Source organism: Methylophilales bacterium MBRSF5, from assembly GCA_001044335.1.
Taxonomy (GTDB): domain Bacteria; phylum Pseudomonadota; class Gammaproteobacteria; order Burkholderiales; family Methylophilaceae; genus BACL14.
The window spans coordinates 471,506-488,518 of sequence record CP011001.1 but is presented as its reverse complement, the minus strand read 5'-3'; the positions used below and the strand labels follow the sequence as shown (position 1 = coordinate 488,518).

Sequence of the window (17,013 nt, the reverse complement as noted above, 5' to 3'; positions counted from 1 at the left end):
GATGCAAAAAATTGTAAATGAAATTGATGTCGCCTTGATTGGTGGTGGCATAATGAGTGCCACATTGGCAACAATTCTTCATGAAATTGACCCAAAATTAAAAATTCACCTCTTTGAAAAGTTACCTTCTTTTGGCGAAGAGAGTTCTGCCGCCTTAAATAATGCAGGCACAGGTCACGCAGGAAATTGTGAATTAAATTACACACCTGAGAAAAATAATAAAATCAATCTCAATAAAGCCCTTTCAGTCTGTGAAATGTTCGAGCTGTCCTTACAATTGTGGGCTTATATTGTTAAAAACGATAAGAGTATTGCTCCTGAAACCTTTATCACCAAATCTTCACATGCAAGTTTTGTATGGGATAAAAAACATACAGAATTTTTAGAAAAAAGATTTAAGCTAATAAGCAAGCAACCTCTTTTCAAGGGAATGACCTTTACAAAAGATGCACAGACAATTAAATCATTATTTCCTCTTCTCATCAAAGGTCGAAAAAATAATGAGAACATCTCTCTTACAAATTATGAATACGGCACGGATATAAATTTTGGTCAGTTAACATCTATATTAATTAAAAGATTACTGAAAAATCCATCTTTCAAAATACATACCAATGAACACGTAACCAAAATCAAAAAAATGAATAACGGTTACCAATTTCAAACACAATTAGGCCAGGTACATACAAAGTTTATTTTTTTAGGTGCGGGTGGTAATTCAATTAAAATTCTTCAGAACCTCAAATTACCTCAAGCCAAAGGTTATGGTGGTTTTCCAATCAGTGGTAAATGGTTGGTATGTGACAATCAAGCTATCATTAAACAGCATAAGGGTAAGGTGTATAGTCAAGCCGAGACAGGAGCACCTCCGATGTCTGTGCCTCATCTCGATATTCGTAACATCAACGGCAAACAATCATTATTATTTGGTCCATTCGCCGGTTTTACTTTTAAATTTTTAAAATCAGGCTCATTTTTAGATTTTCCCAGCTCCATCAAATTATCAAATTTGAAAGAAATACTAACTGTTGGTATCAAAAATTTAAATCTTGTCTCCTACTTAGTAAAACAGGCTTTACAAAATCATACAAACCGAATGAAACATTTAAGGAAATTCTATCCCGAGGCAAAGTCATCCGACTGGGAATTAATATCTGCCGGACAAAGAGTTCAGATTATCAAACCTTCAGATGGTTTGTTTGGTAAATTAGAATTTGGAACAGAGATTATTTATGATAACAATAAAACTCTGGCTGCCCTATTGGGTGCTTCTCCAGGTGCATCAGTTTCTGCTGCATCAATGTTAGAGATTGTTGAAAAGTGCTTTTTGAATAAGAATCAGGAATATAGGAAAAAATTAAGGGTAATTTTCCCAAGCTATGGAATAAAATTGAATGAAAATCCAAGCAAGCTACAAACACTGAGACGCTCCTACAGAAAAATTCTGAAGCTACTTTAGATTTCTTCTGATTTCAGATACACAAATCCCTGTGGCAACAGAGACATTCAAACTTTCAATAGACCCTGACATTGGGATTGAGAATGTTAAATCACACTTATCTTTGGTCAACCTTCTAATTCCCTTACCCTCAGAACCCATGACCAAGGCAACATTCCCGGAGAAGCTTTGATCATAAATTGACAACTCCGAATAACCATCAGCAGCATAAATAAAAAAGTTATGTTCTTTTAATAAGTCAATTGTTCGTGATAAATTTGTCACTGAAAAAAAAGGGATGTGATTAACTGCTCCACTTGCCACCTTTGAAACAACCGGGGTGATCCCGACAGAGTTATTTTTCGGTACAATTATCCCGCTCAAATCGAAAGCGCTGGCAATCCTAAAGCAAGCACCTAAATTATGTGGGTCCTGAACTTCATCAAGGATCAAAAAAAAGTGTTGCTTAGTAGCATCAGCGAGAAAATCCTCAAGGCTCAGTTTTGAGAAAGATTCTTTTTTACTCGATGCAGCAATAAACTGATGACTGTTATCACTAAAGCTTCTCTTAAACCACTGGACATCCATAAAACTCACAGGGATCTTATTTTTTTGAGCAATCTCAATGATTCTCCCCATTTTTTCTGAATTTCGATCTTGACAAACAAATAGTTGATCCACATGATTGCTTCTAACGGCCGAATCAACTGAATGAATCCCATAAATTAAATTAGTCATTCTATAAATTCTTTAAATAAGTAAAATCCATTTTTCCAAGATCTAAATCCACTCGAATGAGTTTTACCGCTAACTCATCACCCAGTCTAAATTTTTTCTTTGTTTTTTCACCTTCGAGCATCTGTTTTTCTTTATTAAAGACAAAGTAATCATTTCCGAGCTCCGTTACATGAACCAACCCTTCAATATGTAAATGAGGAATTTCAACAAAAATTCCAAAATTTGTCACGCTAGAAATAACAACATCAAATTTTTCACCAATCCTATCTTTCATGTAAAAACATTTCAACCAATTTTCTACATCTCGAGTTGCTTCATCTGCCCTTCTCTCAGTAGATGAGCAATGATTGCCAATAGATTCTAAATTATCTGTTTTAATTTTCTTTTTATTTAAAAAAGATTTAATTAAACGATGCACAACCAAGTCCGGGTATCTTCGAATTGGTGAAGTAAAGTGGGTATATTTTTCGTACGCCAGACCAAAATGACCCTTGTTTTCGGCACCGTAGTTAGCTTGCTGCATTGACCGTAAAATCATGGTTTGCAACATCTGAAAATTTTCTTTATTTTTAATTTTATTGATTAGCTCTTCATAATCCTTCACATCTGGACTTAAACCACCTTCCATGTGTACTTTGAAGTCTGATAAAACTGATTTTAAGATTTCAAGCTTTTCTTCCTTTGGTTTTTCATGATTTCTAAACAGCCCAATTTTTTTTGATAATAGATAATCGGCCGCACTAACATTCGCCGCAAGCATACACTCTTCGATTAATCGATGCGCCTCATTTCGTGACAAAGGGACTATATCTTTAATTTTTCCACCCTCATCGAATAAAATTTGAGATTCAATTCGATCAAACTCAATTGCATGCCTCTTATTTCTGGCCTCACTGAGAACTTCATAAACTGACTTTAAGGTATTAAGGTATTCGATTAATTTTTTTGGATGCTCTTTTTGATTCTGTTTTTGAAAAATCAACTGGTCAACTAAAGTATAGGTCAAGCGATATTTTGAATTAATTACCGCTGGGTAAAACTCATATGATTGAAGTTCTCCTTTTTTTGTAATAACCATATCTGCAATCATGACCAATCGATCAACATGTGGGTTGAGCGAACATAATCCATTGGAAAGCTTTTCTGGAAGCATGGGAATAACCCTGCGCGGAAAATAAACTGAATTTCCCCTATCAAAAGCTTCTTTATCTAGAGCAGATCCCTCTTTAACATAGTGGCTAACATCTGCGATACCCACCAGTAACTTAAAATACTCTTTGTGGTTTTCAGCATACACTGCGTCATCGAAATCTTTAGCTGTTTCACCGTCAATGGTTACAAAGAAATGATTTCTCAAGTCAATTCGGTCTTTCAAATCGCCATCAGAAATCTCAGAAATTTTCTCTAATTCTTTTTCAATTTTTTTATCAAACTTGAAAGGAAGGTTGTGTTTTCTAAGAGCGATTTCAATTTCGATACCACTGTCATCTAATTTTCCAATTATCTCAATGATCTGTCCCATCGGTTTGATATTCATGGCTGGTTGGGTAGTAATTTCTACCTCGACTATATCCCCTGGGACTGCATCCATGTCTTTGCCGTAAGGAATAATGATATCTTGATGAATTCTTTTGTCCTCTGCAGCGACGATGGTCACCCCATACGACTGAACCACACGACCAACCAGGACTGTATTACATCTTTCTAAAACTTCAACGATGGTTCCTTCAGCCTTCCCTTTACGATCCAAGCCAGAAATTTGTACCATCACCCGATCGTTATGAAAAGCTTTACTCATTTCTTTTTGATTTAAAAAAACATCATCATGTTCTGGCTCATCTGGGATTAAAAAACCATAACCATCCGGATGACCCTGAACCTTTCCGGAGATACAATTGAGTTTTTCTGCAATACAAAACACATCTTTTCTATTTTTTAAAATCTGACCGTCCCTTCTCATGGCTTTTAAACGATGAGTTAAGGGTTCTTCTTCTGATTTTTTTATACGCAATAACTTAATGAGCTCATTTTTTTTAATTGGGGTGCCATATTTCTTCATGACATCAAGTATGAATTCTCGACTCGGAATGGGATGTGCGTACTTCTGAGACTCTCTCTTAAAAAACGGATCTTTAGACCTTTTATTTGATTTTGTTTTAGCTGTTTTTCGCATATAAATTCCGGTGATTTCTATCAATGCTATTACTATCTAACCCAAAACCATAGACATAGAGATTTGGCAGTTCCAATCCCTTAAAATCTGCATCAATTTTTGCTTTCGTATTGGGTTTATAAAATAAAACACAGGAGGTAACCGTTTTGGCGCCCAGTCTTTTTAAAGTTGAAACACATTCATAAAGAGTTTTTCCCTCGTCAAGGATATCGTCAATCAATAATACATGCTTATTCAACACTTCATCTCTGCGGGGTTTATGAATCCAAAGACCATTTTCTATACCATTATTATCAATATATCTTGAGTAGTGTAAGTAATTTATATGAAGTGCTTTATGGTTTAACAGTGGTAATAAATGCCCTGCAAAAACAAGGGATCCTGTCATTACCGGAGCGAAAACCATTTCCTTGGTCTTAGTTTTGGCGTTTATTTGATTAGCTAAATTGTTAATTGATGAGATGATATCTTTATATGTATAAAGACAGCGGTCCGTTATTGGAGAAATCATTTAATTTCTCTTATATAAGCTTTTAATTCTTTACCAAATTCACTATTTTTGATTCCATAATCAATATTCGCCATCAAATAACCTAACTTTGAGCCACAATCATATCGCTTACCCTTGAATGTATAAGCAAAGACCTCTTCTTGCTTTAACATTAATTTAATGCCATCGGTTAACTGAATCTCGTTTCCAGCACCAAAAGAAGTTTTTTCTAAAAAAGACATCAATGTATTCGAAAAAACATATCGGCCGACAACCCCAAGGTTTGATGGTGCAAATTCTGGATCAGGTTTCTCAATGATATTACTTAATTTCACAAGATCTGAATCAAAATTATTGGAGTCAATCATGCCATATTTTTTGGATTCCGATTTGTCTACATTTTGAACGGCAATCACAGACTTTTGCTGCTCATCATACTGCTGAACTAATTGGGTCAACACACCAGGTTGAGCATCGATCAAGTCATCTGCCAGAGATACCGCAAATGGCTCATCTCCAACAACTGGCTTTGCTTGTAAGATTGCATGTCCTAAACCAAGAGGTTCGCCTTGTCTGATATAAATACAAGAAACATCTTTCGGAACAATTTGGTTCATTTCATCCATTAATTTTGCTTTTTTTTCATCAACATTGGAAAATCGCTCAAGGGTAGAATCGAAATGATCTGTAATTGCTCGTTTGGATTTACCCGTAATAAAAATGAGATCTTTAAAGCCAGCCTCAATGGCTTCTTCAACCGCATATTGAATTAATGGCTTGTCAACAATGGGTAGCATTTCCTTTGGTGTTGCTTTTGTTGCGGGTAAAAAACGAGATCCGAGTCCGGCAACGGGAAAAATAATTTTTCTTAATTTTTTCATATCTTAAACTTTATTAAAGTGAACCTTATATCCTGCAAAGGATTCGTTATTTTCATAAATAAATTACATTTAATAATATAAATAAATAATTGATTTTATTACCATTTATTTATTTTTTCATAATCTTTGTTATTTGCATTCACCCAGGATTCAGACTTTAGTCCAATCTCTTTTTTCCAGAATGGTGCATCAGTCTTTAAAAAATCTATTATAAACTCACACGCCCTAAACGCCTCTGTTCGATGTGCCGAAGTTACTGCAACCAATACAATCTCATCATTTAAGTTTAATTTACCAAAACGGTGAATTATATTTACATCGAAAATATCCCATGCCCTTCTTGCCTTCTCCTCAATTTCTAACAAGGCTTTTTCAGTCATGCCTGGGTAAAATTCAATTTCCATTGACGTCAGTGTATCAGACTTATCCTCTTTAAAATCACGTACATAACCAACAAAGGTTACCAGGGCGCCAACACCACTATCATCAGAACGTTTTATTTTTTTTACTTCAGAATTAATATCAAAACCGTCTTGTTGAATTCTTACCATAGCTCAACCTCCGGTAATCGGTGGGAAAAAAGCAACCTCATCACCATCATTAAGGCTTAAATCCCAGTCTACTACCAATTCTTGGTTGACAGCGGCCTTGATATTTTTGACATTATCAATTTGCTGATATTGTTGTCGAAGATGGTTTATTAACTCTCTAATTGAGGCAACATCAGCCTTATATTCGACATCCAATTCATTGATTTTTAACTCTTCACGAAGTTTTGCAAAAAACAGCACCTTAATCATCTTCTTTTTGCTCACCTTTTTCTATCAAAGAGTCCTCAAACTCCAATAATTCATTCGGATCATCCTGTAATTCAACTTTTTCTATCTGGGAAAAACGGCGTGATATTTTTTGAGATGTAATATGAACATCTTGTGCATTTTCATGGGCCATTCTGATGTTATCAGCTAACTTCTTCATTCTCTGATCAAATCTTTCGAATTCCTTGCCAAGCTTTCCTAACTCTGACTTGATAATATGCACCTGCTTTCTTGTTTCAACATCTTTTAATACAGCCCTTGCTGTATTTAATACAGCCATTAGGGTGGTTGGTGACACAACCCAGACCTTATGATTCAAAGAGTCTTGAATGAGTTCTGGATGGTAGGCATGAATTTCGGCAAATACTGCCTCTGCCGGAACAAACATCACTGCTCCATCTGAAGTTTCATCAGGAATTATATATTTAGTGGATATATCAGTAATATGTTTACGAACATCTAACTTAAATTGTTTTTCTGCTTTTATTTTTTCTGGCTCACTTAAAGAGGTATCAAACATTTTTTGATAATTTTCCATGGGAAATTTAGAGTCAACTGCTACCGTGCCTGTTGGCTCCGGGAGAAATAAAACACAGTCAGCGCGACTTCCATTCTTGAAGGAATGTTGAAAAGAAAAAGAATCGGGTGGCAGTATATTTTTAACTAAACTCTCAAGCTGCAATTCACCATAAGCACCTCGTGACCTTTTGTCTCCCAACAATTCCTGCAGGCTAACAACATTTGTGGTTAAGCCATCAATTTTCTTTTGAGCCTCGTCAATTGTAGCCAACCTTTCCATAACGCTTAAAAAAGTCTCATTAGTTTTTTTAAATCCCTCTTCAAGTCTTTCATGCACCTTGCCAGTTATTTCCTCAAGACGGGTATCAACAGATTTGGTGAGTGAATCAATTGAAGCCAGAAGCTGCAATGTGGTGTTTTTAAGGGAAGACTGGATCGACTCTTGCTGAATCTTGCCCTGGTTCTGAAGCGCTTGATTAAGTTTCTCAACCACCTCGGTTTTTAATTGATTAATAATCTCTTGCTGACTAACTTTTAGGTTTTCTAATACGTCACGATTATATTTAAACTCTTCACTCACGAGCTTATTAAATCGATCCGTAGTTTTGTTTAAAGAATCATTAAAGTCTTGGAGTATTTTACGATGGTGCTCATTTAATTCTGAATTGATATCATTGTTGGCGGGTCGCTGTTTAGTTAGGACCATAAAAACTGCAACGATAACTATGATTAAAGCGCCTAGAATTAGATATTCAAACATGAATCATATCCAATTGATTAGAATTCAAAAAAGAATCTAGCTGCCGCTCTTCGCCCTTAGGTAACTTGAAATGTAGAGTCACATTATCATCAAATTCTTTTTTAATAACCTCACCTTTTATTTTAGAAACTAATTTAATAAATTGTTCTAAAATATTGTATTTAATAACTATTTTAAAAAAATTATACTCCACATATTGAATAAATTTTCCCATATCAAGGGCCATTTGTGCCGCTTCGCTATACGCCTTCACCAACCCTCCAGTACCTAAATTTATTCCTCCATAGTAACGAACAACCAGCACTGCGGTATTAATCATAGCCCTTCCCTCTAAAATATTTAATAAGGGTTTACCTGCGGTCCCTGAAGGTTCACCATCATCAGAAAAGTATGCATCAATACCATGTTCATTCTTAGTTCTAAGGGCATAAACAATATGGCTCGCATTACCAAAAGGTTCTTTCCACAAACGAGCTAACTTTTTCTTAAGTGAGCTTAGATTGTCGCAAGGTATAACTTGGCTTAAGAATTTAGATTTATTTACCACTGTTTCTTTGAACCCTGTTTCCCTTTCAACAACAACCACTAAAACAACCCTTCCAAAACACCCTTGGAGTTAACGTCAATTGACTCTGCCGCTGGTTTAAGAGGTAATCCTGGCATAGTCATAATTGGACCACAAATGATTACAATAAAGCCGGCTCCATTTTTTAGATCAAGATCTTTGATCTCCAAGGTATGATTCAATGTTGCACCAAGTTGCGCAGGGTCAGATGAAAAAGAATAAGGTGTTTTAGCAATGCAAACAGGCATTCTTTTTACTCCACTTAAATCCTCAAATTCTTTTAATTTTTTTCTTGCTAACGCTGACAATTTAATTCCTTTTGCCCTATATATACTTTTAGCAATGGTTTCTATCTTAGTGAGAATCGGTTGATTTAATCCATACAATGTACGTGCTTTATTTTTCTTCTGACATAACTTCACAATATCTTTTGCTAAGTGAGTTGCCCCTGCTGCACCCCTCTCCCAATGCTCACACAAGTGCATACTCACACCCTCTGATTCGATCAACTGTCTCAGTAATGATATTTCCTTGACAGAATCAAATTTAAATCTGTTTACCGCAACAACTACATTCATTCCAAACTGATTTAAACAATTTTGTATGTGGCGTTGCAAATTCTCAAATCCCTTGTTAAGAGCATCAAGATTTTCTTTGTTTAATTTGTCTTTTGTAACACCGCCGTGATATTTTAAAGCTCGTATTGTAGCCACAATCACCACTGCATCAGGCATGGCTCCCAATGTTCGAGACTTGATATCCATAAATTTTTCAGCACCAAGATCAGCACCAAAGCCTGCCTCAGTCACAACATAATCAGCTAACTTCTGGCCCGCTCGAGTGGCCATTACGCTATTACAGCCATGAGCAATATTTGCAAAAGGTCCTCCATGAATAATGACTGGGGTCTCAAATATTGTTTGCACTAAGTTTGGCTTAAAAGCGTCTTTTAGTAACGCTGTCATTGCGCCATGAGCCTTAATCTGTCTAGCATAAATCGGCTTGCCATTTTTACTAAAAGCGATCAAAATTTTACCGAGGCGAAGCTTTAAATCATCCATATCTTTAGCCAAACAAAATATTGCCATCACTTCTGATGCCACCGTAATATCAAACTTTGAGTCTCGTTCATAACGAAGACCATCTTGATGAATCCTTCTCAATGAGCGGTCGTTCATATCCAAACAGCGCCTTACTTGAATTTTTTTAATATCTATATTTAGCTTGTTGCCGTGGTAAATATGATTATCAATCATCGCAACCAGTAAATTATTTGCAGAGGTGATGGCATGAAAGTCTCCAGTAAAATGGAGGTTAATTTCTTCCATGGGCAAGACCTGAGAATATCCTCCCCCAGTCGCGCCACCCTTCATTCCAAAAACTGGGCCTAGGGAAGGCTCCCTGAGGCAGGCAATTGATTTTTTTCCTATTTTTCTGAGAGCGTCTGAAAGGCCCACTGTGGTGGTGGTTTTACCCTCACCGGCCGGGGTTGGGCTCATGGCAGTAACTAAAATAAGTTTTGCGTTTTTTTTACGGTTTGGGATGGAGTTAATCTTTGCAATATGTTTACCAAATGTCGTTAAGTCAGTGGATTTTAAGTTTATTTTCTTAGCTATACTAGTAATATCTCTTAGCTTTTTGGTCTGAGATATTTGCAAATCTGATTTCATACTCTATCCTCTAATTTTTCTTTTAGATCATCTGGCTTCAGTCCAGAAAATCGTTGAATAAAATCAAACACAAAGCTTCTTATAAAAAGATCTTTTCTTAATCCTAGCAATGTTGTACTAGGTTCAAATAAATGACTCAAGTCAATTGCTTTTAAATCAATATCTTTATTCTTATCGTATGCCATTTCAGCAACTAATCCAATCCCTAAATTGAGATTGACATAGGTTTTAATCACATCTGCATCAATTGCTGTAAGAACTATATTGGGTGATAAATGGGCCTGTTTAAATGCTTTTGAAACACTCGTACTGCCAGTAAAGGCATAATCATAAGTGATGATAGGATGCTGAGACAAATCATTTAACGTAATCGTGCTATCTAACTGATTTAAAGGATGATTCACTGGCGCGACTAGGATCCGATTCCATTGATAACATGGAATGGTAAAAATTTTGTCATTTAGGCCAATTGACTCGGTGGCTATACCAATATCCGCCACCCCTTTTTCTACCTGATCCGTGACTTGATCTGGATTTCCTTGATGGATATTTAATTTTATATTCGGGTATTGTTTTACAAACCATTCAACAACCTTAGGTAATTTATATCTTGCCTGCGTGTGTGTCGTCGCGATGGTGAAGACACCATCTTCGGATGAAGCGTAATTATCTGAAATATGCCTGATATTTTTTACTTTCTTTAAAATATCATCTATGGCCTCATAAACATATTGACCAGGCTCGGTCAGTCCCACTAACCTTTTACCGTTTCTGACGAAAATCTTTACTTTAATTTCATCTTCAAGCAACTGAATTTGTTTACTCACCCCAGGCTGAGAGGTATGCAGATTGTCAGCCGCATTGGAAACATTAAAATTACAATTCACAATTTCATATACACACCTAAGTTGCTGTAATTTCATATAACTTTTTTTTATATAAGTAGTTATTTATATTATTATTTTATATATAAAATCTGCTATAGTTCAAGCTGTTTTTAATAATTTTTTTTATGCTTTTCACTTTATCTGGCTTTATTATCGGTTTACTCATCGGGCTTACAGGTGTTGGGGGTGGCTCCTTAATGACGCCACTGCTCATGCTGTTCTTTAAAGTTCCTGCTGCGATTGCTGTTGGTACTGATTTACTGTATGCCTCAATAACAAAATCTGTTGGTATCTTTAAACATCAAAAACTTGGTCATATTGAATGGCCGATTGTTAAAGACTTGATGACAGGAAGTGTGCCTGCTGCAATATTAACAAGCTTCTTTTTGAGCTTAAACCTTGTTCAAGAGGGAAATATGACGAGCTTTATTGAAGTCTTTCTTGGGATAGCGTTAATCGTAACTTCTGTTGCAATTTTCTTTCAACCTTTGATTATTAATAAATCCTTAAAGAGACCATCATTAAGTGAAAAAAAACGAAAAAGTATAACTATTATCTTGGGTATAATATTGGGCTTTATTGTGACACTCACTTCAGTTGGGGCTGGTGCTATTGGGGTGACGATGCTTCTCATTTTATATCCGAAGCTACCAATAAAAAAAATTATTGGGACTGACATTGCCCATGCAGTTCCCTTAACACTAATCAGCGGTATTGGTCATGCATCTATAGGCACTGTAGACTTGGAGCTTTTAATCGTTCTACTTGTTGGGTCTATCCCTGGAGTTTGGCTAGGTGCTAAGCTGAATGCCAAGGCAAACGATGAATGGATCAGACTATTGCTCGTTATTATTTTATTTGGAATTGCATTAAAACTATTAGGTAATCACATCAATGTATAAATATGACCATTATGATAGAAAAATAGTTAATCAGAGAGTTGATCAGTATGAAGATCAGCTCAATCGTTACTTTAATAAAGAACTAACTGATGAGGAATTCAGGCCTTTAAGACTTCAAAATGGTCTTTACATTCAACGTCATGCTCCGATGCTTAGGGTGGCTATTCCTTATGGTCTTCTGTCATCAAACCAATTAAGGACACTGGCTGATATAGCTGATGAATTTGATCGTGGATATGGCCATTTTAGTACCAGACAGAACATTCAATACAATTGGCCTAAGTTAGAAGATACGCCAAAAATTTTACGCAAACTAGCAGATGCAGAAATGCATGCCATACAAACCTCAGGAAACTGCATTAGAAATATCACGACAGATCCTTATGCTGGCGTCACTCCAGATGAAATTGTCGATACCAGATACATTGCTGAAATCTTAAGACAATGGAGTACCTTTCACCCTGAATTTGCCCTATTACCTCGAAAATTTAAAATCTCAATCAGTGGGTCAAAACATGATCGTGCTCTGGTCAAGACGCATGACATAGGTTTGGAGCTAGTCAAAGAACAAGACAATTTGTGCGTTAATGTATTTGTTGGAGGTGGGCTTGGCAGAACCCCAGTGATTGGTCAGCTTTTAAAAGAAAAGTTACCAATTGAACATTTACTGTCATATTGCGAATCTATTATTAGAATTTACAACCTCTACGGTCGCCGAGATAACATGTATAAAGCAAGAATAAAAATTCTTGTGAAAGCACTCGGTGTCGAATCATTCAAAAAACAAGTCGAGGACGACTGGAATGATGGAAAAAACTCAACCAATCATTTAAACGATAAAGAAATTAACCGCGTTAAACAGTTTTTTACAAGTCCAAATTATGAAACAGTTGAATCAATTGATCTAGAAGATCAATTTAGGGAGGATCATAATTTTTTACATTGGATCAAAAGAAATACAAGGGAGCATATAAAAAATGGTTATCGGTCAGTGACCATTTCCCTAAAAGGGAAAAAACAAACAGCTCCAGGTGACATACAATCGAGCGAAATGCGTGTTGTTGCTGATTTGGCAGACCAATATTCATTTGGAGAAATTCGATCCACTCATGAACAAAATTTAGTTCTAGCTGATGTAAAAGAAAAAGATTTATATGATGTTTACTCTGTGCTTTGTGAGAATAATCTTGGTGAAGCAAATATTGGATTAATTACTGACATCATATGCTGTCCTGGTGGTGATTTCTGTAGTCTCGCTAATGCCAAAAGCATTCCTATTGCAAAAAGTATTGATAACCTTTTTGATAATTATGACTTTTTATTTGATATTGGAACTATTTCGTTAAATATATCAGGTTGTATGAATGCATGTGGTCATCACCATGTTGGAAACATTGGTATTTTAGGGGTTGATAAAGACGGTTCAGAGTGGTATCAAATCACACTTGGTGGTCAGCAAGGTGTCAATGCCTCATTAGGAAAAGTCATTGGTCCATCATTTTCTGCAGATGAAGTACCAGCTGTGATTAAAGAAATCTTAAATGTCTATGTTGCGCAAAGAGACTCTGAAGAAGAATTATTTATAGACTGTTATAACCGTATAGGATTAGATCCGTTTAAAGAGGCAATTTATAAAAGTTAATATGGATACACAATTAATAAAAAATAAAGAATTAGTGCTAAATGATTGGTTTTGGGTAGTTCCTGACACCAGCAATGAAGAGGTAAAAAAACAAGCTGGTAAGGTTGTTCAATTTAAGTTAACAGGAGAAGATTTTCCGAGCGATGGCACATTACATAATGTGACACTTCCAGAAGCTGAAAAAGTAATCGTTCCCTTGCGTCTTTATTTATTAAAAACTGATGAAATTAAAAAGAAATATAAGGAATATGGCATCTGGATATACTCACATGACGAATTAGATCTGTTCAATCATCTGAAAGAGGATATTAATAGTTTTCCAGTGGTTGGTGTGTATGTTGAAAAATTTGCAGACGGCAGAATTTATTCGCTTGGTAATCTAATTCGCAGAAAATTATCCTACAAGAATGACCTTCGCGCCCTTGGTGACGTCTTTAAAGATCAATTATTTTATTTGGCTCGATCAGGCTTTGATAGTTTCCTTATAAAAGAAGGCTACGATGCAAAAAAAGCTCTACTTGGTCTAGATGATTTTTCATACAGCTACCAAGGCACGCTTAATCAAATGCCGTTATGGAATGAAAGATAATCGATATGAATAAGGTTCCAATGAAGATTGAGACAATTAATATCACTGAGTCGCTTCGTAATGTTGTAACAGAAAAAGAAAAATCACTCTTGCAATTAATGAGTGAACTTCCAAATCAATATAAGGCGATTACATTTGCCACAAGTATGGGTGCAGAAGATATGGTAATTACCCATGCTCTCAATAAAATTGATAGCCCAATTGAGATATTTACTCTAGATACCGGCAGGCTTCATCAAGAAACATATAACCTTATCTCTGAAGTAAATCAAAATTATTCAACACAAATTAAGGTGTACAGCCCATCATCAAATGATGTTGAAAATTATGTTTCCGAATATGGCATCAATGATTTTTATAATTCTTTGGAGTCAAGGAAAGAATGTTGCCGAGTGAGAAAAATCAAGCCTTTAAAGAGAGCTTTAAATGGTAAAGACGCATGGATTACTGGAATTCGATCCGAGCAGTCTATAACTAGATCAGATACCAAGTTAATTGATAGAGATCCGACTTTTAATCTTGATAAAATCAGTCCCCTACTCGATTGGACTGAGGATGAAGTTTGGACATATATCAAAATTAATGATGTCCAATACAACAAACTCCATGATCATTTTTTCCCAAGTATTGGATGTGAGCCTTGTACACGTGCAATTTCTGTGGGTGAGGATGTCCGTGCAGGTAGGTGGTGGTGGGAAAATCCAGAACACAAAGAGTGTGGGCTACATAAAAAATAAGGAAAATGAATGCAAAATGAATTATCACATTTAGACTGGCTTGAAGCAGAAGCCATCCATATTATGCGAGAGGTTGCTGGACAATGCAGCAATCCAGTTCTTTTATTTTCTGGGGGAAAAGATTCTTTATGTTTATTAAGAATCGCCGAGAAGGCTTTCAGGCCAGGAAAGTTTCCATTTCCATTAATGCATATTGATACCGGTCACAATTATCAGGAAGTCATTGATTTTCGAGATAGAAAAGTTACAGAACTGAATGAACGATTGATTGTAAGATCAGTTGAAGATTCGATGGCAAGAGGTACGGTGAAGCTAAATTATGAATTAGAACCCAGAAATAAATATCAATCCATCACATTGTTGGAGGCTATTGAGGAATTTGAATTTGACTGCTGCATTGGTGGTGCTAGAAGAGATGAAGAAAAGGCACGAGCAAAAGAAAGGATCATGAGTTTTAGAGATAGTTTTGGACAATGGGATCCAAAAAACCAAAGGCCTGAACTTTGGGATCTTTACAATGCGATAACTCATAAAGGAGAAAATATTAGAGCATTTCCAATCTCAAACTGGACAGAAATGGATGTATGGCAATATATTGAAAGAGAACAATTAGAGCTTCCTTCTATCTATTTCGCTCACAAAAGAGATATTATTCGACGTGATGGTGCAATAGTCCCTGTTACTGAAGTGACGCCCCCTAAAGATGGTGAAATTGTAGAAAATATAATGGTGAGATTTAGGACAGTTGGTGATATTACTTGCACCGCTCCTGTAGAGAGTCAAGCCGATGATGTGCAAAAAATTATTATTGAAACAGCTGAAACAAGAATTTCAGAAAGAGGTGCGACTCGTTTAGATGACCAAATGTCTGAAGCGTCGATGGAACAAAGAAAAAAAGAAGGGTATTTTTGATGGATAAAACAGATTCTTTATTGAGGTTTATTACCTGTGGTAGTGTGGATGATGGAAAGAGTACGCTCATTGGTCGACTACTGTATGACTCAAAAACTATTTTATCTGACACTTTAAATCAAATTGAAAAGACATCTCATAAACGGGGTTTGAGCGCGGTTGATCTATCCCTTCTGACAGATGGCCTGCAAGCAGAGCGTGAGCAAGGGATTACCATCGATGTTGCGTATCGCTATTTTTCAACACCCACAAGAAAATATATTATTGCTGATTCACCAGGGCATGAGCAATACACAAGAAATATGGTTACGGCAGCCTCAACAGCTCAGGCTGCAATAATTCTGATTGATGCAAGAAAAGGTATTCTTACTCAAACCAAGAGGCATACATACCTATCAAAACTTTTAGGCATTAATCAATTTGTAGTTGCTGTAAACAAAATGGATCTCGTCAATTATGATCAAGAAACTTTCAATTCTATAGTGAAAGAGTATAAAGCTTTATTCGATGCTATATCTGTTAATAAAAATAATCAGTTCACTATAAACTTTATCCCCATGTCAGCCCTCAACGGAGACATGGTTGTTGAAAGGTTAGACAATATGAATTGGTATCCGGGAGATACGCTCCTTGAAATATTAGAGAACGCGGATTCACAATCAACTAATAGCAATCTTGCATTTAGGTATCCTGTTCAATATGTTTGTAGGCCAAGAGATTCAGAAAACAAGGAATTGCATGATTTCAGAAGTTTCATGGGACGCCTTGAATCAGGAAGAATTAAAGTGGGTGACAAAATCAAATCCCTCCCAAGCAACCAAGAATCAACCATTAAAGCAATTTATATTGGAGATCAAGTGATAAATGAGGCTATCTCACCACAATCTGTTTCAATTTTACTGAATGACGAAATTGATATATCAAGAGGTGATATGTTAACCGAACTAACAAATACTCCTTCGATAACCAAAGACTTTAATGCTACCATCTGCTGGTTGTCTGAAGAGCCATTAAACCAAGGCAGAGTTTATAAAATAATGCATACGAGCAAAATTGCAAAGGCGAAAATATCATCAATATTTGATAAAATAGACGTTAATACTTTAACCTCTATTGAGGCTGACAAAATTGAGACAAATGATATTGCCAACATAAGAATTGCTTTAGCTCAACCTATCATGTCCGATAATTATTTTGATAACAGAAAAACAGGTTCATTTATAATCGTCGATGACAGCACCAATCATACAGTTGCAGCTGGAATGATAAACAATATTAATTAAAGGAAAATT

Annotated in this window: 15 protein-coding genes and 2 pseudogenes; 7 read left to right on the top strand and 10 right to left on the bottom strand. The window is 35.9% G+C overall.

Annotated elements, in window-relative coordinates:
* Position 1 precedes the first annotated feature (1 nt).
* Positions 2–1,459 carry a malate:quinone oxidoreductase 1 gene (locus UZ34_02645; protein ID AKO64342.1) on the top strand — a complete coding sequence of 486 codons (1,458 nt, stop codon included), beginning with the start codon at positions 2–4 and terminating at the stop codon, positions 1,457–1,459.
* Here UZ34_02645 and UZ34_02640 read toward each other — a convergent pair.
* The 10 genes and pseudogenes from UZ34_02640 to cysB all read right to left on the bottom strand — a co-directional run bounded on the left by UZ34_02640 (position 1,451) and on the right by cysB (position 10,975).
* On the bottom strand, positions 1,451–2,176 hold the full coding sequence (locus UZ34_02640) for a hypothetical protein (GenBank protein ID AKO64341.1): 726 nt from the start codon (positions 2,174–2,176) through the stop codon (positions 1,451–1,453). The two genes, UZ34_02645 and UZ34_02640, sit on opposite strands and share 9 nt — an antisense overlap.
* 10 nt (positions 2,177–2,186) lie before the next feature.
* Positions 2,187–4,349: pseudogene (locus UZ34_02635) on the bottom strand (exoribonuclease R).
* 34 nt (positions 4,350–4,383) lie between these two features.
* Positions 4,384–4,761 (bottom strand): annotated as a pseudogene (locus tag UZ34_02630) (hypothetical protein).
* 95 nt (positions 4,762–4,856) lie between these two features.
* The gene (locus UZ34_02625; GenBank protein AKO64340.1) at positions 4,857–5,720 is read right to left on the bottom strand and encodes a UTP--glucose-1-phosphate uridylyltransferase; all 864 of its coding nucleotides are present in this window, start codon (positions 5,718–5,720) and stop codon (positions 4,857–4,859) included.
* Positions 5,721–5,818: 98 nt separating this feature from the next.
* Positions 5,819–6,271, bottom strand: a complete 453-nt coding sequence (locus tag UZ34_02620; protein AKO64339.1) for a molybdopterin synthase catalytic subunit — start codon at positions 6,269–6,271, stop codon at positions 5,819–5,821.
* Between the two features lie 3 nt (positions 6,272–6,274).
* Positions 6,275–6,520 carry a hypothetical protein gene (locus UZ34_02615; GenBank protein ID AKO64338.1) on the bottom strand — a complete coding sequence of 82 codons (246 nt, stop codon included), beginning with the start codon at positions 6,518–6,520 and terminating at the stop codon, positions 6,275–6,277.
* Positions 6,513–7,817 (bottom strand): membrane protein, encoded by a 1,305-nt coding sequence (locus UZ34_02610; protein AKO64337.1) that lies wholly within the window; start codon positions 7,815–7,817, stop codon positions 6,513–6,515. Before UZ34_02610 ends, UZ34_02615 begins: the two co-directional genes overlap by 8 nt.
* Positions 7,810–8,403, bottom strand: a complete 594-nt coding sequence (locus UZ34_02605) for a hypothetical protein (protein ID AKO64336.1) — start codon at positions 8,401–8,403, stop codon at positions 7,810–7,812. The genes UZ34_02610 and UZ34_02605 overlap by 8 nt, the downstream gene beginning before the upstream one ends.
* Complete coding sequence (locus tag UZ34_02600; GenBank protein AKO64335.1) at positions 8,403–10,052, bottom strand: formate--tetrahydrofolate ligase; 1,650 nt, start codon at positions 10,050–10,052, stop codon at positions 8,403–8,405. The genes UZ34_02605 and UZ34_02600 overlap by 1 nt, the downstream gene beginning before the upstream one ends.
* Positions 10,049–10,975, bottom strand: coding sequence for a CysB family transcriptional regulator (gene cysB, locus UZ34_02595; GenBank protein ID AKO64334.1), 927 nt, complete (start codon positions 10,973–10,975; stop codon positions 10,049–10,051). The genes UZ34_02600 and cysB overlap by 4 nt, the downstream gene beginning before the upstream one ends.
* Before the next feature lie 89 nt (positions 10,976–11,064).
* On the opposite strand from cysB, the gene UZ34_02590 reads away from it, so the two are divergent.
* The 6 genes from UZ34_02590 to UZ34_02565 are packed head-to-tail and all read left to right on the top strand — an operon-like array spanning position 11,065 to position 17,004.
* Positions 11,065–11,841, top strand: a complete 777-nt coding sequence (locus tag UZ34_02590; protein ID AKO64333.1) for a membrane protein — start codon at positions 11,065–11,067, stop codon at positions 11,839–11,841.
* Positions 11,834–13,483 (top strand): sulfite reductase, encoded by a 1,650-nt coding sequence (locus tag UZ34_02585; protein ID AKO64332.1) that lies wholly within the window; start codon positions 11,834–11,836, stop codon positions 13,481–13,483. Before UZ34_02590 ends, UZ34_02585 begins: the two co-directional genes overlap by 8 nt.
* Before the next feature lies 1 nt (position 13,484).
* On the top strand, positions 13,485–14,072 hold the full coding sequence (locus tag UZ34_02580; GenBank protein ID AKO64331.1) for a hypothetical protein: 588 nt from the start codon (positions 13,485–13,487) through the stop codon (positions 14,070–14,072).
* Positions 14,073–14,092: 20 nt separating this feature from the next.
* The gene (locus UZ34_02575) at positions 14,093–14,809 is read left to right on the top strand and encodes a phosphoadenosine phosphosulfate reductase (GenBank protein AKO65141.1); all 717 of its coding nucleotides are present in this window, start codon (positions 14,093–14,095) and stop codon (positions 14,807–14,809) included.
* Between the two features lie 9 nt (positions 14,810–14,818).
* Positions 14,819–15,721, top strand: a complete 903-nt coding sequence (locus UZ34_02570; GenBank protein ID AKO64330.1) for a sulfate adenylyltransferase subunit 2 — start codon at positions 14,819–14,821, stop codon at positions 15,719–15,721.
* On the top strand, positions 15,721–17,004 hold the full coding sequence (locus tag UZ34_02565) for a sulfate adenylyltransferase (protein AKO64329.1): 1,284 nt from the start codon (positions 15,721–15,723) through the stop codon (positions 17,002–17,004). The genes UZ34_02570 and UZ34_02565 overlap by 1 nt, the downstream gene beginning before the upstream one ends.
* Positions 17,005–17,013 lie beyond the last annotated feature (9 nt).

Coding starts and splice junctions, on each gene's coding strand:
- UZ34_02620 (AKO64339.1), bottom strand. CDS start 6,271: ATGGTAAGAATTCAACAAGACGGTTTTGATATTAATTCTGAAGTAAAA.
- UZ34_02565 (AKO64329.1), top strand. CDS start 15,721: ATGGATAAAACAGATTCTTTATTGAGGTTTATTACCTGTGGTAGTGTG.
- UZ34_02625 (AKO64340.1), bottom strand. CDS start 5,720: ATGAAAAAATTAAGAAAAATTATTTTTCCCGTTGCCGGACTCGGATCT.
- UZ34_02575 (AKO65141.1), top strand. CDS start 14,093: ATGAAGATTGAGACAATTAATATCACTGAGTCGCTTCGTAATGTTGTA.
- UZ34_02580 (AKO64331.1), top strand. CDS start 13,485: ATGGATACACAATTAATAAAAAATAAAGAATTAGTGCTAAATGATTGG.
- UZ34_02615 (AKO64338.1), bottom strand. CDS start 6,520: ATGATTAAGGTGCTGTTTTTTGCAAAACTTCGTGAAGAGTTAAAAATC.
- UZ34_02590 (AKO64333.1), top strand. CDS start 11,065: ATGCTTTTCACTTTATCTGGCTTTATTATCGGTTTACTCATCGGGCTT.
- UZ34_02645 (AKO64342.1), top strand. CDS start 2: ATGCAAAAAATTGTAAATGAAATTGATGTCGCCTTGATTGGTGGTGGC.
- UZ34_02640 (AKO64341.1), bottom strand. CDS start 2,176: ATGACTAATTTAATTTATGGGATTCATTCAGTTGATTCGGCCGTTAGA.
- UZ34_02600 (AKO64335.1), bottom strand. CDS start 10,052: ATGAAATCAGATTTGCAAATATCTCAGACCAAAAAGCTAAGAGATATT.
- cysB (AKO64334.1), bottom strand. CDS start 10,975: ATGAAATTACAGCAACTTAGGTGTGTATATGAAATTGTGAATTGTAAT.
- UZ34_02570 (AKO64330.1), top strand. CDS start 14,819: ATGCAAAATGAATTATCACATTTAGACTGGCTTGAAGCAGAAGCCATC.
- UZ34_02610 (AKO64337.1), bottom strand. CDS start 7,817: ATGTTTGAATATCTAATTCTAGGCGCTTTAATCATAGTTATCGTTGCA.
- UZ34_02585 (AKO64332.1), top strand. CDS start 11,834: ATGTATAAATATGACCATTATGATAGAAAAATAGTTAATCAGAGAGTT.